This window comes from Streptomyces sp. NPDC094147, from assembly GCF_044764265.1.
Lineage (GTDB): Bacteria > Actinomycetota > Actinomycetes > Streptomycetales > Streptomycetaceae > Streptomyces.
In genome coordinates, this window is record NZ_JBIWHT010000013.1 from 165068 (window position 1) to 186295 (window position 21228).

Sequence of the window (21228 nt, forward strand, 5' to 3'; positions counted from 1 at the left end):
GAATATCTTTACGTTGATCTCTTGACGAGCTATCGGCTGGGGCGGGATCGTCTTCACCGCACGACCGAGCCCCGCCACCCCGACGGGCCGAGTGCCCGACACCGGTGTTCCGGCCGACGACCGGCAGTGACACCCGGCAGGGACATCCGGCAGACCGCGCCGAGTCAAGGGACAGCCCGGCGCGGAGGGTTGGTCGTGCCGACCCGTGGCGTCGGCCGGCGCCACGGATCACCTCCCCGCAGCGCGATCGCGCCGGGCGGTCGGATTCCCCACGGCCTCCCCACGCCGATCGGCGCTGCCCCCACCACTTCAGGGAGCCGCCATGCCCGCACCATCCCGTCCAAGAACCCCGGTCGTGGGAGCGGCCGCGCGCCGCCGTGCCTCGGTCGGGCTGCTCGCCGCCGGTGCGCTGCTCGCCGGGGCCGCCCTGCCCATCGCCTTCCAGAGCACCGCGCACGCGGCCGCCGCCCCCAACGGCGGCGACGTGATCGCGAACCTCTTTGAGTGGAACTGGAATTCCGTCGCCCACGAGTGCACCACCGCGCTCGGCCCCAAGGGCTACGGAGCCGTCCAGGTGGCCCCGCCCGAGGACTCCATCCGCATCCCCGGCTCCTCCCATGCCTGGTGGGACGTCTACCAGCCGGTGGGATACGACCTCAACAGCCGGATGGGCACCGAAGCACAGTTCGCCGCGATGGTGACGACCTGTCACAACGCGGGCGTGAAGGTCTACGCCGACGCGGTGCTCAACCACACCGCCGGCTCCAACCAGACCAGCACCGATTCCTACGGCGGCGCGAGCTTCAACGCGGCGACCTACACCTACCCCGGCATCGGTTACGACCGTTCCAGTTTCCACGACTACCCGGCCAACTGCCCCAATGCCGGGAACGTCATCAACGACTGGAACAACGTGCAACAGGTCCAGGAATGCCAGCTGCTGTCATTGTCCGACCTGTACACCGAGAAGGACGACGTCCGCTCCAAGCTCGCCGGGTACCTCAACAAGCTGGAAGGGTACGGCGTCGACGGCTTCCGGCTCGACGCCGCCAAGCACATCGCCCAGGCCGACATGGCCGCCATCCTCGCCAAGGTCAACGACACCCAGTGGGGCGGCCGGCCCTACGTCTACCAGGAGGTCGTCCCGGGCGGCAGCGGGCAACTCGCGCCCAGCGCGTTCGAGGGCAACGGCAGCGTGCTGGAGTTCACCTACGCCACCAAGCTCAAGGACCAGTTCAACGGCAACATCGCCAACCTCCGTACGTTCGGGCCGAGTTGGGGTCTGGAGCCGAGCGACAAGTCCGCGGTCATGGTGACCAACCACGACCTGGAACGCGACAGGACCACGCTCACCTACAACGACGGCTCCAAGTACACCCTGGCCCACATCTTCGAACTCGCCTGGGGCTACGGCACCCCGCAGGTCTACTCCGGATTCCGCTTCGCCAACAAGGACGACTCCCCGCCCGCCGACGCGAACGGCTACGTCACCGACACCGACTGCGCCGCCACCGCCTGGACCTGTACCGACCGCGACCGGGGCATCGCCAACATGGTCGGCTGGCACAACGCCGCCAAGGGGCAGGCGATGGCCAACTGGTGGGACAACGCCAACAATGCCATCGCCTTCAGCCGCGGCAACACCGCCTGGGTGGCCATCAACAACAGTGGCAGCGCGATCACCCAGACCTTCACCACCGGGCTGGCGGCCGGGACCTACTGCGACGTCATCCACGGCGACCCGGCCGCGGGCGGCACCTGCACCGGCCCCGCCGTGACGGTCAACTCCTCGGGCCAGGCCACCGTCACGGTCAACGCGGGTGACGCCGTCGCGCTGTACACCACGGGCACCGCCTGCACCAGCGACTGCCCCACACCCACTCCCACCCCGACGACGCCCAGCACCGTCAACGAAACCTTCCACGAGAACAAGACCACCGTCTGGGGCCAGAACGTGTACGTGGTCGGCTCGATCCCGGCCCTGGGCAACTGGGCCCCCGGTTCAGCGATCCCGCTCTCCTCGGCGACCTATCCCGTCTGGTCCACCACCGTCAGTCTCCCGGCAAACACCCCCTTCGAGTACAAGTACATCGTCAAGGACGGTTCCGGGAACGTCACTTGGGAATCCGGCGGCAACCGCAGCCACACCACGGGCTCGTCCGGCTCGGAGACCCTCGACGACACCTGGAAGTAGACACACCGGTAGGAGACGGGTGGCACCGCCTACAGGGGCGGGGTGGCAATGCTGATCGGGAAGGAGCCCGCGGGGATGGTGGCGGTCACCGTGTTGGTCGTGGTGTCGACTGCTGAGACGGTGTTGTTGTTGGCATTGGCGACGTAGACGGCGGTGGGGGTGGCCGCCTGTGCGGGAGAGGCCAGCGTGACCAACCCGGCCATGAAGAGCACGGCCGCCGAGCACAGCGCCGTGCCCCGGTGGCGCGCTCTGCTGCTCGGCGGTCGGACGCGGGTGGGTATGCCCATCGCAAGTCTCTTTCGGTTCGTGCCCGGCGTCGAGGCCCAGCGGGCTTCTGCAACCACCCAGGCGCGGTATACCGCGGCGAACGGGACCGGCAGCCGGACCTTCACCGGACACGTGAGGTCCGCACACTCTGGGGAATCGCTCACGAATCGCTTACGTCGCAGGGCTGGACCCTGGCAGTCGTCTGTCAACTCACGCGATTGCTTCAAGGGGTGACAGGGGTGATCCACACGTCCTGCGTCGCCGCCCGGTCAGCCTGGCAGCTGGGGTTTGGGTGCGGCCAGGGACGAATGGGCCATTCCATAAACCGGCTCCGGCCAGGCCTCCGGCACACCTTGACCTATCGGGGCACGCAACGCCGATTCCTTCCAAGTTCAGCAGACCGGCTGCGGGGGCTGCCGAAGTGCAGACCACAGCGGGGCCCACCTCCCCTCAACCATGAGCGCTCTCATGGCCCGCCGCCTCACCCGGCCTCCGCGGGCACCCCGCACCGACCTCCCCGTCGAGCCGGTTGTTCGCAACGGCTCAGAGTCCGAGGCCCGTACGCATCCGCATCCGTACACCATCCGCCTCGCCTGGACGCCCTCCACTGAGCCGCATCGCACCATGAGCGACATCTCCGGCCGGAATACGCACCCGCATTAGACGAGCCCCTGATCAGGGGGAAGTCATGTCGGGCCCAAAGACCGAAGGCCCCATTGCGGAGCCACGAACGCGGTAACGGGGGAAGACTCGACCAGCTGCAGCTCTTGCCCGAACACCGCATCCTGGCCCTGCTTCGGACCGCACATGGCCTGCAACGGCGGGGACTGGCGTCACAGCCGACCGTTCGCGTGTCTGACGGCTCATCACAGGAGCAGGCGGGGGCACCCCACCGGCTACCCGGGATGCCCCGGGCAGCCATGACCGGTCCTTTAGGGAGCGGGCGCGCGTCGGGCGGAGAGGGGCGGCAGCTGGCCTGTAATGTCAGTTTTGTGACGGTCTGTCAGGTCTTCGATTACGGAGGTGCTTCGATGCGTGTGGTGTTGCGTGTACTGCCATCGGTGGCCGGGAGTGTGCTCGTGCTGTGCGCCCTTGCCTCGCCGGCAGCGGCCACTGGCCAAGGCAGCTCCGCGCTGTCCACTGCCAAGCCGTTCAAGAATGCCGCGACGGCGCGGTGCATGGACGGCAGCAGGCTCGGGCTGCGGGCTCTCGTCTGCAACAAGACCTCCTTTCAGCGGTGGAGCGTGATCGTGTCACCCGGCGGTTCACGGCAGCTCAAGAATGCCGCGACGGCACAATGCCTGGATGACGGCAGGCGCGGACTGCACCTGGCGGCCTGCAACAAGACCCGCTTCCAGCAGTGGACCGTGTCCACGGTGGGCGCACACGCACAGCAGCTCAAGAACGCCGCGACCCAACGGTGCCTGGACGACAGCAAATACGGGCTGCGCGCCATCCCCTGCAACAAGGCGGCTTTCCAGCGCTGGTCCTGACCGGAGCTGCTCACGCCTCGCGCGGGCGGCGCCCACAGGGCCCGCGAGGCGAGGATCCGTGATGTTGTCCAGCGGGCGTGCAAGGACATGGCCGTCCACGGGGTTCGTGCTGGCCTTTTTCGGAGGACGGTGTACGGGAGCGGGGTCTCGTGATCCTTCTGTCAGGCCCTGCTCCGTGTGCACCTTGCGGCCGCTCGGCATCGCGTGCGCAAGACCTTCATCCGCTGCGCACTCCGCGGCGCCCGGATCGCGTTCATCTACTCCGCAGCCAACAGCTCGAAGGACTGTCAGGCGAACCGCTGAGTTTGAATCAAGTCCAGGACCTGGGCGGTTGACCGTTCCATCATCGGGCTTTGTAGATGCTGGTGCCGCTGAACTGCTGTGCGGGTTGCCGGAACGAGGGAGGGCAGCCGCCCAGTACACGGAGGACAGTCTGACGTTTACGACTGCTGCCATGCCGCCGCCCGGGACGCAGGTCAACAGGAAGGATTCGTCCAGTGTTTCCACCTGTGGCCTGAGCAGCGACTACGCGAACAACTAGTCCTCAGCCCGCGGACACGGTTTTGATCAGCGGCGCGTCCCTCGTGAGCTCCCGGAACCCGACGCTGTAGTACAGCCCGCGCGCCTGGGGATGCCCCGGCGCACCCAGGCAGGCAACCGTCATATGAGTGGCCCTGGCCGCCCGCGCCCGGTGCATCCCGTGCAGAAGCATCGCCCTTGCCAGCCCCAGACGCCGGTAGTCCGGATGCGTTCCGACCGGTTCGAACTCTGCGGTCCTGTTCGCTTCGTCGAGCCACATGATTGTCGAGGATGCCATCGTTCCGTCCGGCGCCTCCACCAGGATGTGCAGGTCAGCGCGGTACGTCGCCGTCTGTTGGACACCCTGGTAGCCCTCGGCCGTGTACGTCGAGGGCGCCCAGGCGTCCATATGGGCCTGGACTGCGGCCTTCGGACCGGCCTCGTCTGCGGTGCGGAACCGGAATCCGTCTGGCAGTACCGGCTGTTCCACGTCGGTGAGGTCCCGCTCGTTGAGCTGTGTCCAGGACCCGGCGTCGCCGAGCGAGGCCAAGTCGGTCTCATAGCCGTGCGCCGCCCATCGCTTCAGGGCGAACTCATCGGCGGCGCTCGGCATCACCGTACGCTCGATGTCCGCCGCCGTACCGTCGTACCAGTCGATCACCTCGTCAACCAGTCCGGCGTGGTCGGGATGGACCTGGTACGCCAGATACGCGCCGGTGACGTCCTTCACCGACCCGTCGCTCCGCCTCACCCGGTGCGGAAGATGGGCCCAACCCCACGCCACCAGATCCCCGCCGGAGAACCACAGCCGACGCGGCCAGCTCGCGCCGTCACTGGCGTGCCCCTTGCCCCAGTTCCAGGCCAGCTCGCCGAACGACGCGTCGCTGTTCACCAGGTCCAGGCGAGTGGCGGTGACACGCTGGGCCAGACCCTGCATGAGCTGCACGTCCGCGGCGGTCACGACCTCGAAGTTCGCCATAGTGCACCACTGTGTCAGGACTCCGCAAAGCCGTCGAACCGTTTTCCGGGGCCGCCGATCGCGGCAGTCAACGGCACAACGCGCGAAGCCCATCTTCGACCTCACCCGCACCCCGAACCGCCACCTAGCATTCGGCCTGGGCCGCCCACCACTGGCTCGGAGCCGAACTCGTACGCCTGGAGGCCCCCATCGGCCTCCACACCCTGTTCCACGAACTCCCCGACCTGCGCCTGGCCATCGACGAAACCGCACTCACCTGGTCGGTCACCCCGGCGATCACTGGCGGACAGTGCGCGGCCGGCCATCAGCCGAAGTGCTCGAAGCCGCCAGCCCTGGGGTTGTGACCGCGCTTCCGCATGTTGTCGGCGATCTCCGTCCTGTGACCGCCGCAAGCACGCCATCGCGTGGTCTTGCAGGTTGAGAAGCCGCGGCCTGCCTGCCTCCAAGACGTCCAATGCGACCATGCTCGGTTGTTCCTCGCCCCTTGACCACGTTTTGCCGGACCGGCAACAGGAGTGGCATGGCCGGGAGGTTACGGGCGACGGTGGGTCCGTGACTGACAACATTGCAGCGGGATCGCCCGCGTCCGAGACCCCTTCGTCCGCCGATGGATACGTCGGGGATGCCGCGGTGCGGGCGGAGTGGGACAGCCGGTACGCCGACCGGCAACAGTTGTGGAGCGGCCAGCCCAACGGTGCGCTCGTGGCCGAGGTCGCCGGGCTCACACCGGGGCGGGTGCTCGACGTGGGCTGCGGCGAGGGCGCGGACGCCGTCTGGCTCGCGCGCGGCGGCTGGGAGGTGACCGCGATCGAGGTATCGGGCGTGGCGCTGGAGCGGGCGGCCGGGCACGCGCGGGACGCCGGTGTCGCCGTTCGCTGGGTACACGCCGCACTGACGCAGGCGGCGCTTCCGCCGGCCTCCTTCGATCTGGTCTCCGCGCAGTACCCGGCTCTGCTGCGCACTCCTGACGCCGCGGCCGAGCGCGCGCTGCTCGCGGCCGTCGCGCCCGGAGGTGTGCTGCTGCTCGTACACCACGCGGGGATGGACACCCAGGAGGCACACGACAGCGGCTTCGACCCCGCCGACTACGTCTGGCCCTCGATGGTCGCCGCTCTGCTCGACGACGACTGGGAGGTCGAGGTGGACGAACAGCGCCCACGCATGGCACCCGACGGCGGCGCCGGCGCGCACCACACCGACGACCTGGTGCTGCGCGCGCGACGACTGCGCTGAAACCCCTCCGCTCCCAGCAGGCCCGGCAGTTGGGCAGAGATGCGGGATCTAAGCCCGACATCACCGGAACGGTGAACGGCGGGCGCAAGTCGATGAAGCCGATGACCGCGCGGCTGGGCTGGGACTGCAACCGACAGGCCCTGGCCCCTTTCATCCCCCCAGCCCGTGGGGGGCCGCGCGCGTCCGGGCCGGTCCCGCGTGCCGGCCCGTCCCGCGTGGCGGATCCAGCCCGAGTATCGCCGAGGCGTCCATCCGGAACGAGCCGCCGCGAAGAAGTGTCCGGCGGATCTGATCAACGTCGCGCTGGAGTAGGCCGTGAAGGCCGGGCTGGAGCTGGCGGCGTTTTCCATGCTCGATGCGATGGTCTCGGCCGTCCGCAACGAGGTGAACGCCGCGATCTGTGCGGAAATCCACGACCGGATGAACTCGGTCGAGCGGGCCGGGCTGCTGAGGCTCCTGGGGAGCGCGACGCGCGATGGAGGGCGTTCATCGGTGTCGCACAGTTCAAGCCAATTTGAGGGTTACTTGAGGTCGGACTTAGGTTCCATGTACAACTAAATTACACCAGGATGGGCGGCCGGATCGCCCGGTTTTAAGCCAAAGCGCGCTGGCACTTACAAATGGCCATGGACTTGATGCAAGATTCACATGCCAGCGAAAAGACCTCCCTTCGAGGAGGAGGAAACCACTACTCGCTCTCACTCAAGGCCAAGTGAGTAGTTCAGAGGGCTGCGACGCGACTCACTCGCGTCTCAGCCCTCTAATGCGGTCGAGTTGGAGGTAGTAATTCCCCAGGGTGGCGGGATCGTCACACGTACACCATCAAGACCATTGAGTGACGCAACCTCGACTGCACCTACGCTACTACCAAACCTGCGAAATATCCGCCAATATCAGCCACGCAAGTTTTCAAAACTTCAAGATTTCAAGAGCAGGCCCGGCCAGCGCCTGGGCTGTCGGACGATTCGCCACCCAGGATGGCGACCAATCACGAAGGGGCAGAACATGAAGGAGACGATTTCTCCTCGCTTCTCCGAAGTCGACGTGCTCGGCCATGTCACCAACTCCGCAGTGCCGGTCTGGTTCGAGCACGGCCGGATGCCGATTTTCCGACTGTTCAGCAAAGAGCCGAATATGCGCGACCTCGCGCTCATCCTGCGCCGATACGAAATCGACTTCACCCGACAGATCTTCGCGTCGGTCGACGTCGTCATCGAGACGAAGGTGACGAAGATCGGTAACACGTCGGTCACCATCGAGCAGACCGCCACACAGAATGGCACCGAAGTCGCCAGCGGCACTTGCATCATGGTCCACTTCGACTACGAAAGGGAAACCACCACCAGCATCCCGGACCACCTACGAGCTGAATTGAGCGCACTGTAGCGCCAGAACTAATTGCCTTGCCAACTTAGATTGGACTATTACCATGAGTGTTCCGCGTAACCTACTAATTGACCTTGGCTCGCCAGAATTCCTTGACAATTTTCAGCGCGGTATCGACGAGTTCGACAGCGCCCGACTGCCGCAAGAGCCGCTGTCCCGGGACAGTCTGCGCAAGCTCGTCGACCTGGGCATCTACCTACCGGCCATCCCACGCGAGTACGGCGGCCGGGAAAGCCACCAGGAGATGTGCGAGGTCATCGAGATAATGTCCGAGCGGAACCTGCCGTTGGGCATGTACACGATGATCGTGACTGTCCTCTTCCTCCGCAACGTGGCGGCCAGCGGTGATGACACGCTGAAGAAAGAGGTCTTCGACGACTTCGCCAATAACCCCGTCATCGGCGGTCTCGCCTTCACCGAACCGACCAGCGGTTCGAACCTAGCGCGCATGCAGACCACGTACCACGACGACGGTGACGAGTACCGGATCACCGGAACCAAGCACTGGCAGGCGTTCAGTGAGCAGGCAGACTGGTGGATCATCTGCGCCAAGCATCCTGAGCGCAGGGAGTTCGCCTACTTCGCCCACAAGCGATCAGACGGCGGATTCGTGACCACCGAGGTCTACGACAGCCTGGGGCTGAAGAATCTCGGATACGGACTGAACACCCTGGACCTGCGCGTGCCTCGCCATTACAGGCTCACCAAGACCAGGGAACGCCTGGGCGACGCCGCCGAGATCCTGTGCGCGTCCCGGTTCAGCAAAGGTGCCATGGCGAGCGGCTTCCTGCGCCGGTTGCACACCGAGGCCCTGCGTCAGGTCAGCACAAGGAAGATCGGTGACGTCACACTGCACGACATCGACTATGTGCGGTACAAGGTCAATCGCATCAAGCAGAACTACGTCGTGTGCAACGCGCTGTACCGGCAGCTGATGCTGACGGAGAACTACTACGCGGACCTGGAAAACAGCATGTTCGCCTCGCTGGCGACCAAGGTGCTGGCTTCCGAACTCATGCTGGAATCGGCTATCGACTACCAGCAGCTGTGCGGCGGCGAAGGCTATCGGATGGGCGCGCCGGACAACATCGCCGCCTACGCCCTGCTCGACGCGCGCGTCTACACCGTTTTCGACGGAACGAATGACCTGCTGTGCCAGCATCTGGCCAATCTGTTCCTGCAGCACTTCCAGCAGTCCGGGCTCCGATCTCCGCTGGAGTTCAGCGGCCGGTTCGCATATCTGGAAGACGCGTTCCTCCACCTCACCGACATCAATCTCAGCTACCTCGCCGACGCGCCGTCCCAGGACAAGATCGTGATCCTTGGACGCATCCTGTCCAGGATGTACGGAATCAGCGCGTTGCAGAAGTCGTCCCAATCTGCCGCGCCCAGCGCGCGGCTCGCTGTGGACGACGCCGACTACCCGAAGGCGATCGCAGTACTGAAGAACGAGATCGTCGGCCTGGTCAACGAGTACGAGCTGGCCGGCAGACTCGCCGACACCGAGGCGGCACCGGTTGTGATTCGTCCGCGCGCCGCCATGATCTCCGTCGGCTCCAAGGCTGGAACGCGCTAGTGGCCGGCGAGAACAAGAACCTCAAGGTTTCGCTCATCGCGTTGGTGTTCGTCATCATCTACGGATCGGGTTTTGTGGGCGGTCGATATGGCCTGCCCTATGCGGAGCCTTTCTACTTCCTGGCCATCCGGTTCGGCGCGACCGCGGTTGTCTTGTTCGCCCTCATCATGTGCCTAAGGGTCAGCTGGCCACGCTCGGGCTATGTCCACCTCGTCCTCAGCGGCATCCTGCTGCAAGGGGTGTTCTCCGTCGGGGTGTTCTACGCGCTGTACCACGGCATGACCCCGGCGGTCTCGGCACTGATCATCGCGCTGCAACCAATTCTGGTGTGGCTGATGGTCTCCGTCGTCACCGCGAGAAAGGTCCGGCTGCTGTCAGTGCTGGCCCTGATCGGCGGACTGGCCGGTGTTGCCATCACGGTATACCGGGGCCTGGAGTCGTCGTCCGGGCTCACCCCGACCAATGTCGCCTTTGGTTTCCTCGGCCTGGTAGGCCTGTCCACCGGGCAGTTCTACTACCAGGTGAAGAACCCCGGCGCTCACCTGCTGATCAATGGATTCGTGCAGTCCGGCTCGTCGGCCGTTGTCATGCTCGTCGGCGCACTCATCTTCGAGAAGGGCGTCATCCGGTGGACACCGCAGCTGCTGCTGTCGGAGCTGTGGATGTCGGTCGGCGTGTCGATCGGTGCGCTCAGTCTGCTGTTCGTCCTGATGCGTTCGGAGAGCGCGGACCGGGTGGCGTCGTACTTCTACGGCGTACCGATCGCAGCGGGGCTGATCGCCTGGCCTGTACTGGGCCAGCGCCCGACCGTGTCGGAGATCATCGGGTTCACGGTCATCGTGGTCTCGATCGCCGTCTTCAACCGCAGCAGCAGACCACCCCGCGCCGAACACGCTCCCGTCCTGCCGGTCGACAACTCCGTGGCGGCGACAGACCGTCCCTGAGTTCAGGCACGCTCCCGGAAGCTGCACGTGGCGGCTTCACCGCGGACTCTGGAGGAGTGGGCGACTTCGTGCCCCTCGGTGACCGGCACGGTCCCCCAGAGCCGCGGCGGCCCAGAAGTGGGCGACCGAACCAACTGCAGATCGGGGACGAGCCGACGACGTGACAACCCTCGCCCGCCCCACCCCTCACGGCAGCATCCCCGCCCCGTCATCAACCTCACGGCGGTGTGCAGTTGCTGGGTGGTGGTGCGGGTGCGGAGGGGTACGTCCTGATACTTGACCGAGCGCCACACCATTCGGGCACCTGCTCTCGGAAGGCACTCGGAGGGTACGGCGGCAGCCACGCGTGGGACACAGGGGAACTGACCGGATGCTTCTACGCCTGGAACGAGGTACGGGACTGATGACTGTGACGTTCGAGCGGATCGAGACGCCTGACGAGGCGATAGGGCGCCTGGACGCGGTCCTGCCCGCGTATCAAGAGGTATACGCGGAGCCTCCGTACAGCGAAGGCCCACAGGATGCCGTCGATTTCCTCGGTCGGGCCCAGCGGCAGTCGAGACGGGACGGCTTTCGGATCGTTCTGGCGTGGGACGGCAGCGAGGTCGTCGGGTTCTCGATCGGCTACTTGCTGCCCGTGAATACGGGGTGGTGGGGCACCCTGCTTGAGCCACTGGCAGACGACTTCGTGCGGGAGAGCGGCAGGCGGACCTTCAATGTGGCCGAGCTCGCTGTGCGCAAGGCATGGCGGCGGCGTGGCATTGCGGCGGGATTGCACCGGCGTCTGATCGAAGGCCTGGACGCCGAGCGGATCACGCTGACCAGGCGGCCGGAGCCCGAGGCGGCGCCGGCACAGACGGCGTATGCCTCATGGGGATATCAAAAGGTAGGGCAGATGCGACCGTCGAGCGAGGCTCCGACGTACGACGTCATGGTGCTGTTCCTACGCTGAGTCATGAACCTGAACTCCGCCGCATGAGTCGGAAGGTTGCCAGGGGCGCGGTTGTAGCGCAGACCGCTCCTGGGGCGACGGCGCCCCGGGCGTCGGTGCGCGCGGCGCAGACGCTCACCGGAACGCTTCCGGAAGATCCTTTCGCTGGATCTGCGCGGGGCGGGCCGTGGCGCCGTGCGTCGGCCCGCCCCTGGGGCGTCACCGCGGGTCGGTGGATTTCGCGGTCGGCGCCGGGAAGTAGCCCTTCTTCGCGAAGAAGTCCACGTGCCGCGTGAACAGTTCCGTGGTCGCCTCCGGGCAACTGATCCCGCTGCCCTCCAGGGCGGCCACCGTCTCGGCGTCGTCGATCGGCGGGTAGAAGGCCTCCGGTGCGGCGGCCATCACCTCGAAGGCGTCGAGGAGCGGGACCAACGCGTTGTCGGGGTTCGCGGCGATCAGCGTGCGCCAGGTGGCCCAGTCGCGACGGACCAACGGGTAGCCGTAGGCGCGCAGTTCCTCGACCATCGTGGCCAGGGCCAGCCCGGTGTGGCTGCACACATGGTAGGTCCGGGAATCGGCCCCTTCCTTCCGCGAGATGTGCAGGATCGCGGAGCTGGCGTAGTCGACCGGCATCAGGCGGAACCGCACCGGGATGTCCTCCGGGACCGCACCGGCCTGCAACAGACCCTTCAGACTGAGCCAGACGAAGTCGCGCTCCTGGCAGGCGCCAGTCTCCCGGTCGCCGGCGATGAGGTCGATGCGGTACACGGAGACCGGCAGGCCGCGCTCCCTGGCGAGTTCGATGATCTGCTCGGACACCCACTTGCTCTGGGTGTATCCGGTGGGCAGTGTGTCGCCGGGGCCGCTCGGGTCGGACACCTTGATGCCTTGGCCGTCGGGGACTCGTCCGACGTAGACGCCGAGGGTGGAGACGTGGTGCACGGGGACGGTCCGGTGCCGGGCGGCGATGCGGAGGATTTCTTCGGTGCCCGAGACGTTGGCCGCCTTGACGGTGGCGTACGGCTGGACCCAGTTGACCGAGGCGGCCGCGTGGTAGACCGCGTCGACCGTACGGGCCAGTTCGTCGAAGTGCTCCGGGGTGAGCCCGAGGCCCGGCAGGCCGAGGTCGCCGGGTACGACGGTCACCCGGTCGAGGTCGACCTGGTCCTGGATGCCGTACCACTGAAGGTTTGCGACGAGCCGGTCCAGCGCCGCCGCCTCGTCGGCCGCGCGCACCAGACAGTGGACCCTCGCCCGGGTCGTCCGCATCAGATCGCGCAGAAGGTACGCACCGAGGAAGCCGGTGGCGCCGGTGAGGAGGACCTCCTCGGGGTTTTCGACGGTCCGGTGCACCTCGGCCGCGGGGCGGATGTCGTCGGCGAGTCGTATCTCGGCTGCGAAATCCACGGCGGGCCGGGCCGCGGCTGCGTCGTCGGACGTGCCGGGCTCGCCGACCAGTTCATTGCGCAGGTACTCGGTGAGTGCCTCGAGGGTGGGGTGATCGAAGACGAGCGTGGTGGGCAGCCGCAGGCCGGTCACTTCCCCGAGGCGGTTTCGCAGCTCGACGGCGGTCAGCGAGTCGAAGCCCAGGTCGGTGAACGGCTGACGTTCGCCGATGGTGTCCGGGGCCGGATGGCCGAGGACCGCGCCGGCCTCGGCCCGTACGAGTTCCCGGACACGGCGGCGCTGCTCGTCCTCGGGCAGTCCCATGAGGTCTCGGGCGACGGAGCCGACAGGAAGGTCGCTGTTGCGCGCGACCGGCCGGGACGCGACGCGGACGAGGCCGCTCAGCACGGCGGGCAGCTGCCGGGGCTGCTCGCGCAGCGCCTCGATGTTCAGCGGGGTGGCGACGACGGTGGGCCGGTCGAGGGCGAGCGCGAGGTCCAGCAGGGCCGGGCCGCGCTCCGACTCGATGGGCGGGTATCCGGCGCGCGCGATGCGCTCCAGGTCGGCCGCGGTCAGGGCGCCGGTCGTGCCGGTCTGCGCCCACAGGCCCCACGCGACCGAGGTCGCCGGCAGGCCGAGGCCGGCCCGGTACTCGGCAAGCGCGTCGAGGAAGGTGTTGGCTCCGGCGTAACTGGACTGGCCCGCACCGCCGATGACACCGGCGAGCGAGGAGAACAGGACGAACGCCGACAGGCCGAGGTCCCGGGTCAGCTCGTGCAGGTGCCAGGCCGCGTCGGCCTTGGGCCGCAGTACGGCTTCGAGTCGCTGCGGGGTCATCGCCGTGATGAGGCCGTCGTCCAGGATGCCCGCCGCGTGCACCACCGCGGTGAGCGGGTGGGCCGGGGGGACCGCGGCGAGCACCCGGGCGAGTGCGTCGCGGTCGGCGGCGTCGCAGGCGGCGACGGTCACCTCCGCGCCCAGCGCCGCGAGTTCGGCCGCCAGCTCGGCGGCGCCGGGCGTGTCGGGGCCGCGTCGGCTGGTGAGCAGAAGCCGGGTCACACCGTGCCGCCGCACGAGATGCCGGGCGAAGAGCCCACCCAGCGTGCCGGTGCCGCCCGTGATCAGTACGGTGCCTTCGGTGTTCCAGGATCCGGAGGGCGCGCCGGCGGGTGTGGGCGGCACCCGGCGCAGCCTCGGCAGCAGCACTCGGCCGTCGCGGAGCGCCACTTGGGGCTCCCCGGAGGCGACGACCGCCGCCAGGACGTCCCGCGTCGGCACTTCACCGGCGGTGTCCACCAACACGAACCTGCCGGGGTGCTCCGACTGCGCCGACCGGAGCTGGCCCCATACGGCGGCCGAGCCCAGGTCGCGTATCGCGTCGCCGGGTGCGGCGAGCACCGCACCGTGGGTCAGCACGACCAGCGGTGTCTCGGCGAGGGCGTCGTCCGCCTCCCACGCCTGGACGAGGTCGAGGCCCCGGTGCATGGCTGCGTGCGCGGCCGCGACGGGGTCGTCCTGCTCCGCCGGAGTCAGGCGCACGAGAACGGCGTCCGCTTCGTCGGCCGGAGTCACCTCGTCGGGGCCCAACTCCACGATCCGGCACGGCGATTCGGGCCCGGTCAGTGCGATCGGGGTCCAGTGGGTGTGGAACAGCGCGTCGTGGTCGCGGGTGGCCGCCCGCTCGGCTGCTCCCGTCGAGACGGGCCCCAGAGCGATGGAGCCGATGGCGGCGACGGGCTGTCCGCCGCGGTCGGTGAGCAGCGCGGACAGGGTGCCGTCGGCAGACCGTGTGAGCCGGGCGCGCAGCGCCGTGGCGCCGGTGGCGTACAGCTGTACATCGCGCCAGACGGCGGCCGTCCGGGACGGCGACTCGGGCTCGGACGGCGCGTCGGTGAGCTGGGCGGCGTGGGTGACCGCTTCGAACAGCTCCGGGTGCAGACCGAACCTGGCGGCCTCGGCCAAGTCCCCTTCGGGCAGGGTGAGTTCGGCGTGGAGGGTGGTCTCGTCCGTGCGCCAGACCGACGTCAGCGCCCGGGACTTCGGGCCGTACGCCGCAGGGGCCGCGGCCGGCCGCTCGTAGGCGTCTGTGAGGTCGAGGGGCTCAGCGTCGGCGGGCGGCCACTGCCCGAGGGAGAAGGGCGCACCGCGTCCCCGTACGCTCAGCTTCGCTCGGGCGATCTGGGCCCACGCCACGTCGCCGTCCTCGGGGCGGGCGTGCACCGTGAGGGCACGGCTGCCCTCCTCGTCGGGTGCGCCCACCGCCACCTGGAGCTGGACGCCACCCCGTTCGGGCAGCACCAGCGGTGCCACGACGGCCAGTTCGGCCACGGCCGTGCAGCCCGTCTCGTCACCGGCCCGCAGGGCCAGCTCCACCAGAGCCGACGACGGCAACAGGGCCGTTCCGGCCACACTGTGCTCAGCGAGCCAGGGGTGGGTGTGCAGCGACAACCGGCTGGTGAACAGCGTCTGTTCGGAGCCGGCCACCGAGACGGCCGCGCCGAGCAGCGGGTGTCCGGTCGCGCTCATACCGAGTCCGGTGGCGTCGAGGGTCGCGGAGCCGGACTCGTACCAGTAGCGCTCGTGCTGGAAGGCATAGGTGGGCAGTTCGACGGGGCGCGCCCCGGTGTTCTCGAACAGCCGCGCCCAGTCGACCTGTCCGCCTCCCGTCTGGTACGCGCCCAGTGAGCCGAGGAACCGGCCGATGCCGCCGTCGTCGCGCCGGAGGGTGCTGGTGACCAGGGGGGTGTCGCCGAGGTTCTCCTGGAGCGAGGAGACCAGCACCGGGTGCGGGCTGATCTCGACAAAGACGCCGTGCCCCTGCTCCGCCAACGTCCGTGCGGAACCGGCGAATTCGACCGTGCCGCGCAGGTTGGAGTACCAGTACTCGGCGTCGAGGTGCCGGGTGTCCACCCAGTCGCGGGTGACCGTCGAGAAGAAGGGCACGGTGCCGGCCTGCGGGCGCACGGGGGCCAGTGCCGCCAGGAGCTCGTCCCTGACCGGCTCCACCTGGACGGAGTGCGAGGCGAAGTCCGTCGGGAAGCGCTTGGTCCGCGCGCCGTCCGCCTTGCACTCCTCGATGAACTCGCCCAGCGCGTCGCGCTCGCCGGCGACCAGCACCGAACTCGGCCCGTTCTCCACGGCGATGGACAGCTTGCCCTCCCATCGCCTGAGCCGCTCGGCGACCTCCTCGCGCGGCAGTCCGATCGCGCCCATCCCGCCGGTGCCCTGGAGCTTGAGTGCGATGACGCTGCGCAGCGCGACCACTCGGGCCGCGTCGTCGAGGGTGAGTCCGCCGGCGACGCAGGCGGCGGCGACTTCGCCCTGGGAGTGCCCGACGACGGCCGCCGGTTCCACTCCGTACGAACGCCACAGTTCGGCCAGCGACACCATGACCGCGAACAGCGCGGGCTGGACCACGTCGAGCCGTTCCAGCGAGGCCGCCCCCTCCGCGCCGCGCAGGACGTCCTCCAGCGACCAGTCGATGTAGGGCTCAAGGGCCTTGGCGCACTCCGCGACGCGCTGCGCGAACACCTCGGAGGTGTCGAGGAGTTCCCGGGCCATGGCGGGCCACTGGCTGCCCTGGCCGGGGAAGACGAAGACGGTCTTTCCGAGCTCCTCGGGGGTGCCCGCGGTGGCTTTGACGACATGGGCGGCTGAGATGCCCTCCGCGAGGGCATCGAGCCCCCCGAGGAAGTCGTCGCGCGTACGGCCCACGATCAGGGCGCGATGTTCCATGGCGGTGCGGGTGGTGGCAAGGGACAGTGCCACGTCCAGGGTGGTGGGAGCGGTGTCCCGGGCCGCGAAGGAGCGCAGCCTGCGGGCCTGGGCCCGCAGCGCCTCGGGGGTCCGGGCGGACAGCACCCAAGGGACCGGGCCGGCCGCCGAGGTCTCCCGGAAGGGTTCCGCCCCGGTGGACTCTTCAACCGGATCGTCTGCGGGTTCTTCGGCGGGCGCCTGTTCCAGGATGACGTGCGCGTTGGTGCCGCTCGCGCCGAACGCGGACACCGCGCCGCGCCGGGGGGCGCCGGTCTCGGGCCACGGCCGGGCCTGGGCGAGCAGTTCGACATCACCCGCCGACCAGTCGACGTAGGGCGTCGGTTCGTCGAGGTGGAGCATCCGGGGCAGCACGCCGTACCGCATCGCCTGGATCATCTTGATCAGTCCACCGACGCCTGAAGCGGCCTGAGCGTGACCGATGTTGGACTTGAACGAGCCGACGAGCAGCGGCCGGCCCGCGGGCCGGGTCTGGCCGTAGGTGGCCAGCAGGGCCTGGGCCTCGATCGGGTCGCCGAGGCGGGTACCCGTACCGTGCGCCTCGACGGCGTCGACGTCGGCGGCGGTCAGTTTGGCGTTGGCGAGGGCCTGGCGGATCACCCGCTCCTGCGAGGGGCCGTTCGGCGCGGTCAGGCCGTTGGACGCGCCGTCCTGGTTGACGGCGCTGCCGCGGACCAGCGCGAGGACGCGGTGACCGTTGCGGCGCGCGTCCGAAAGCCTCTCCACGATCAGCATGCCCACGCCTTCGGACCAGCCGATGCCGTCGGCGGCGGCCGAGAAGGGCTTGCAGCGGCCGTCCTCGGCGAGCCCGCGCTGCCGCGACCCGTCGATGTAACCGCCCGGGTGCGCGGAGATGTAGGACGCGCCGGCGAGCGCCAGCGTCGACTCTCCGGAGCGGAGCGACTGGGCCGCCAAGTGCAGGGCGACCAGGGACGAGGAGCAGGCCGTGTCGATCGAGACGGCGGGCCCTTCGAGGCCGAGGGTGTACGAGATGCGTCCCGAGGCCATGGAGCTGAGCTTGCTCGTCATCTGGTAGCCCTCGAACTCGTGGGGGCTGTCCAGGTCGAGGTAGCTCTGTTCCACCAGCCCGGCGAACACGCCCGTCCGGCTGCCTTTGAGGGAGGTGGGGTCGATGCCCGCCTGTTCCAAGGCCTCCCACGCGGTCTCCAGAAGCACCCGCTGCTGCGGGTCCATGGCGAGCGCTTCGCGCGGGGAGATCCCGAAGAAGCCGGCGTCGAACCGGGTGGCGCCGTCGAGGAACCCCCCTTGCCGGATGTAGATCTTGCCCGCCTTGGCCGGGTCCGGGTCGTAGAGGGCGTCGAGATCCCAGCCCCGGTCGGTCGGGAAGTCGGTGATCGCGTCGCCCTCGTCGAGGACGAGCTGCCACAACTCGTGCGGTGAGGAGACCCCCGGGAAGCGGCAGGCCATGCCGACGATCGCGACCGGCTCGTCCTGGCCCGCCTCCAGTTCGGCCACCCGCCGGCGCGACTTCTGGAGATCCGCGGTCACCCATTTGAGATATTCGACCAGTTTCTCTTCATTCGGCATCTGGACCTGCTTCTCCTTGGGTTTCTGAGCCACGACGGAACCGCTCAGTGCGTGCCACGGCCCAGCTCGCTGTCGATGAAGTCGAAGATCTCGTCGGCCGACGCCTCGGCCAGCCTGCTCGCGCCGTCGTGCCCCGCTTCCTCCTCGGGAGCCGGGCCGAGCTTCGCCAGCAGCACGCGCAGCCGCTCGGCCACCGCGTTCCGGTCCACGCCGGCGGGCCCAGCCTGCGCGATCGCGACCTCAAGCCCGTCCAGTTCGGCCAGCACCGAGGTCGCTCCGGGCTCCTGCTCCGCGGCGACCTGGGCGAGCACGTACTGGGTGAGCGCGGCCGGCGACGGGTGGTCGAAGACCGACGTCGCCGGCAGTGCGATACCGGTCGCCGCCTTGAGCCGGTTGCGCAGGTCCACCGCGGTGATCGAGTCGAAGCCCATCTCGTGGAAGGGCCGTTCGGCTGCCACGGTTCCCGCATCGTCGTGGCCGAGCACCTCGGCGACCACGGTGCGCACCAGGTCGAGCACGATGCGCCGGCGTTCGTCGTCCGGTACGCCGTCCAGCCGCCGCGCCAATGGTTCGGCTGCCGTGACGGTGTCGGGGGCAGCCCCCGCGGGGACCCTCACCAGGCCACGGAACAGCGGCGGTACGAGGCCGGCCGCGCGCATCGCGGGCAGGTCCACCGGGGTGGCGAGGAGGACCGGATCCGCACCGGCGAGCGCGGCGTCGAAGAGCGCCGTGCCCAACGGCGGCCCGACCGGCCGGAATCCGTCCCCGGCCCGGCGGGCCCGGTCCCTCTCGTCCCGGTCGGCGTTGATGCCGCCGGGCCCGCCCGGGAGGTCCCAGGTTCCCCAGGCGATCGCGGTGGCGGGCAGCCCCTGTGCCGCGCGGAGTGCGGCGAGCGCGTCGAGGTAGGCGTTGGCCGCCGCGTAGTGCGCCCGGCCCGGCCCGCCGAGGGCTCCGGTCGCGTCCGAGAACAGGACGAACGCCGCCAGGTCCAGATGCGCGGTCAGTTCGTGCAGATGCCATGCGGCGTCGGCCTTCGGACGCAGTACGGCATCCATCCGGTCAGGGTCGAGAGCGGCGACCGTACCGTTGTCCAGGACGCCCGCGGCATGGACAACGGCGGTCAGCGGGTGCTCGGCCGGTATCGCGTTGAGCACCTCCGCGAGGGCGTCACGGTTGGAGACATCGCAGGTGGCGACGGTGACCCGGCTTCCGAGACCGTCGAGTTCTGCCACCAACTCCGTTACGCCCTCGGCCTCTTGGCCCCGTCGGCCGACCAGCACCAGATGCCGGGCACCATAGTGTTCCGCCAGGTGCCGGGCGAAGAGGCCGCCCAGGGCGCCGGTGCCGCCGGTGATGAGTACCGTGCCCTCGGGGTCGAGCATCCGGCCGTGCCCGCCTTCGACGGAGACCCGCCCCAGCCGAGGCGCCAGCAGCCGTCCATCGCGTACGGCGGTGTCGGGCTCACCCGATGCGACGGCGGCCCTCAGGGTGGCGAGAGGCACGCCGTCGAGGCCCGAGGCGCTGTCGGTATCGACGACCAGGATGCGGTCCGGATGTTCGGCCTGGGCCGAGCGCAACAGGCCGCGTACCGTCGCGGCCGCCAGGTCTGCGGTGCCTGCCGTGCCACCGCTGGTGACGACGGCGAGCCGCGTTCCGGCGAGTCGTCGGTCGGCCAGCCAGTCCTGCACGAGCGCCAGCGCTCGGCCGGTCGCCGCCCGCACGGCCCGTGGTTCTCCGTCGGTACTGTCGGCGGGCGGCCAGGCGACGAGTACGGCGTCCAACGGCGTACCGGCCTCGACGGACCTGCCGATCGCTTCGACATCGTCGTGGCGAGCCAGACCATGCGCGTCCGAGCCGAGCACGGCGAGCCGATGCTCGCCCACGTCCGCACGGGGGGCGGTGACCGGAGCCCACTCGATGCGGAACAGAGCGTCCGCGCAGCGGCCCGAGGCTGCGGTGAACACCGCCTCGGCAACCTCATGGAAGGCGACGGAGTCCGCGGAAGCCACCAACTGGCCCTGCTCATCGGTCAGTTCGAGCAGCAGCGTGCGGTCGCCGGTCTCCTCCAGCCGGGCCCGTACGGCCGTGGCGCCCGCCCCGTGCAGTCGCACACCGCGCCACTCAGTGGGTACGAGGACGGCTCCTTCGGAGGCAATGAACGGGTGGTGGGCGAGCGCCGCGTCCAGGAGGGCCGGGTGCAGTGCAAACCCGTCCTCCGCGAGGTGCTCGGGCAGCCGGAGGTCCGCGACGGCCGCGTTCGGCCCAGGCCTCGGCCGGTCACCGCCCGCGCCAAGGGTGCCGTCGACGTACAGGGTCCAGGGCGCGTCGTCCCGCTCGGGGCGCGCGTACACGCCGAGCGTTCGCTGCCCGTCCGCGTCCGGGGGCCCGACCCTGACCTGGAGCTGGGTCACCGCATCGACCGACAGGACGAGCGGCGTACGGAGTACGAGACTGTCCACGCCACCGGCCGAGACCGTCTCGGCCGCGCGGGCCGCCAGCTCCACGAGCGCGCCGGCCGACAGCACGGGGCTGCCGAACGCCGTGTGCTCGGCGAGCCACGGGTGGGTGCGGGAGGAGATCCTGCTGGTGAACAGCGCCCCGTCGCCACCGGCCAGTTCGAGGGACGCGCCGAGCAGAGGGTGCCCGGTCGCGCTCATTCCGGGGACGTCGGCCGTGTCGTCCGCCGTGCGGTCGTCGAGCCAGAACCGCGCCTGCTGGAAGGCGTACGTGGGAAGGTCCGTGTGGCGGGCCCCGCTGCCGGCGAAGAACGCCTTCCAGTCGACCGGGACTCCTTGGGCGTGGATCTGGCCCAGCCCCGCGACGAGCGTGTCGGTCTCGGACCTGTCGCGGCGCAGCAGGGACAGCGCCAGGTGTTCACCCGGCTCTGCGTCGAGCGTGTCCTCGGCCATGGAGGACAGCGTTCCGTCGGGTCCCAGCTCCAGCAGTGTGGTCACACCCTCACCGGCCAGCGTACGAACGGCATCACCGAAACGGACAG

Annotated in this window: 12 protein-coding genes; 8 read left to right on the forward strand and 4 right to left on the reverse strand. The window is 69.0% G+C overall.

The genetic code is table 11. The annotated features are described in order from the left end of the window. Window positions 1-322 precede the first annotated feature (322 nt). Window positions 323-2194, forward strand: coding sequence for a carbohydrate-binding module family 20 domain-containing protein (locus ACIQ8J_RS20950; protein ID WP_403273559.1), 1872 nt, complete (start codon window positions 323-325; stop codon window positions 2192-2194). A 29-nt stretch (window positions 2195-2223) separates the two neighbouring features. Here ACIQ8J_RS20950 and ACIQ8J_RS20955 read toward each other — a convergent pair whose 3' ends face one another. Beyond that, window positions 2224-2481, reverse strand: a complete 258-nt coding sequence (locus ACIQ8J_RS20955) for a hypothetical protein (RefSeq protein WP_403273558.1) — start codon at window positions 2479-2481, stop codon at window positions 2224-2226. Between the two features lie 972 nt (window positions 2482-3453). Here ACIQ8J_RS20955 and ACIQ8J_RS20960 point away from each other — a divergent pair. Then, window positions 3454-3954 carry an RICIN domain-containing protein gene (locus ACIQ8J_RS20960; RefSeq protein ID WP_403273557.1) on the forward strand — a complete coding sequence of 167 codons (501 nt, stop codon included), beginning with the start codon at window positions 3454-3456 and terminating at the stop codon, window positions 3952-3954. Between the two features lie 544 nt (window positions 3955-4498). Here the strand turns inward: ACIQ8J_RS20960 and ACIQ8J_RS20965 are convergent. Beyond that, window positions 4499-5452 (reverse strand): GNAT family N-acetyltransferase, encoded by a 954-nt coding sequence (locus ACIQ8J_RS20965; protein ID WP_403273556.1) that lies wholly within the window; start codon window positions 5450-5452, stop codon window positions 4499-4501. A gap of 552 nt (window positions 5453-6004) precedes the next feature. Between ACIQ8J_RS20965 and ACIQ8J_RS20970 the strand changes: the two genes are divergently transcribed. From ACIQ8J_RS20970 to ACIQ8J_RS20995, 6 genes are all read left to right on the forward strand, one after another. Beyond that, window positions 6005-6685 (forward strand): class I SAM-dependent methyltransferase, encoded by a 681-nt coding sequence (locus ACIQ8J_RS20970; RefSeq protein WP_403273555.1) that lies wholly within the window; start codon window positions 6005-6007, stop codon window positions 6683-6685. Between the two features lie 315 nt (window positions 6686-7000). Continuing rightward, window positions 7001-7243, forward strand: a complete 243-nt coding sequence (locus tag ACIQ8J_RS20975; protein ID WP_403273554.1) for a hypothetical protein — start codon at window positions 7001-7003, stop codon at window positions 7241-7243. 447 nt (window positions 7244-7690) lie between these two features. Continuing rightward, the gene (locus tag ACIQ8J_RS20980; RefSeq protein ID WP_403273552.1) at window positions 7691-8071 is read left to right on the forward strand and encodes an acyl-CoA thioesterase; all 381 of its coding nucleotides are present in this window, start codon (window positions 7691-7693) and stop codon (window positions 8069-8071) included. Window positions 8072-8114: 43 nt separating this feature from the next. Continuing rightward, the gene (locus tag ACIQ8J_RS20985; RefSeq protein ID WP_403273550.1) at window positions 8115-9647 is read left to right on the forward strand and encodes an acyl-CoA dehydrogenase family protein; all 1533 of its coding nucleotides are present in this window, start codon (window positions 8115-8117) and stop codon (window positions 9645-9647) included. Continuing rightward, window positions 9647-10591 (forward strand): DMT family transporter, encoded by a 945-nt coding sequence (locus tag ACIQ8J_RS20990; RefSeq protein WP_403273549.1) that lies wholly within the window; start codon window positions 9647-9649, stop codon window positions 10589-10591. The genes ACIQ8J_RS20985 and ACIQ8J_RS20990 overlap by 1 nt, the downstream gene beginning before the upstream one ends. A gap of 403 nt (window positions 10592-10994) precedes the next feature. Next, window positions 10995-11543: a GNAT family N-acetyltransferase gene (locus ACIQ8J_RS20995; RefSeq protein ID WP_403273548.1), complete on the forward strand. Its 549-nt coding sequence runs from the start codon at window positions 10995-10997 to the stop codon at window positions 11541-11543. A gap of 198 nt (window positions 11544-11741) precedes the next feature. On the opposite strand, the gene ACIQ8J_RS21000 is transcribed toward ACIQ8J_RS20995, so the two are convergent. Then, window positions 11742-18230, reverse strand: coding sequence for a type I polyketide synthase (locus tag ACIQ8J_RS21000; protein ID WP_403273546.1), 6489 nt, complete (start codon window positions 18228-18230; stop codon window positions 11742-11744). 44 nt (window positions 18231-18274) lie between these two features. Then, the coding region (locus ACIQ8J_RS21005) for an SDR family NAD(P)-dependent oxidoreductase (protein WP_403607908.1) at window positions 18275-21228 on the reverse strand (2954 nt) is incomplete at its 5' end.

Bases quoted from the DNA above. Each gene is read 5' to 3' on its own strand.
- ACIQ8J_RS20985 (WP_403273550.1), top strand. From the start codon at position 8,115: ATGAGTGTTCCGCGTAACCTACTAATTGACCTTGGCTCGCCAGAATTC.
- ACIQ8J_RS20955 (WP_403273558.1), bottom strand. From the start codon at position 2,481: ATGGGCATACCCACCCGCGTCCGACCGCCGAGCAGCAGAGCGCGCCAC.
- ACIQ8J_RS20965 (WP_403273556.1), bottom strand. From the start codon at position 5,452: ATGGCGAACTTCGAGGTCGTGACCGCCGCGGACGTGCAGCTCATGCAG.
- ACIQ8J_RS21000 (WP_403273546.1), bottom strand. From the start codon at position 18,230: ATGCCGAATGAAGAGAAACTGGTCGAATATCTCAAATGGGTGACCGCG.
- ACIQ8J_RS20980 (WP_403273552.1), top strand. From the start codon at position 7,691: ATGAAGGAGACGATTTCTCCTCGCTTCTCCGAAGTCGACGTGCTCGGC.
- ACIQ8J_RS20995 (WP_403273548.1), top strand. From the start codon at position 10,995: ATGACTGTGACGTTCGAGCGGATCGAGACGCCTGACGAGGCGATAGGG.
- ACIQ8J_RS20950 (WP_403273559.1), top strand. From the start codon at position 323: ATGCCCGCACCATCCCGTCCAAGAACCCCGGTCGTGGGAGCGGCCGCG.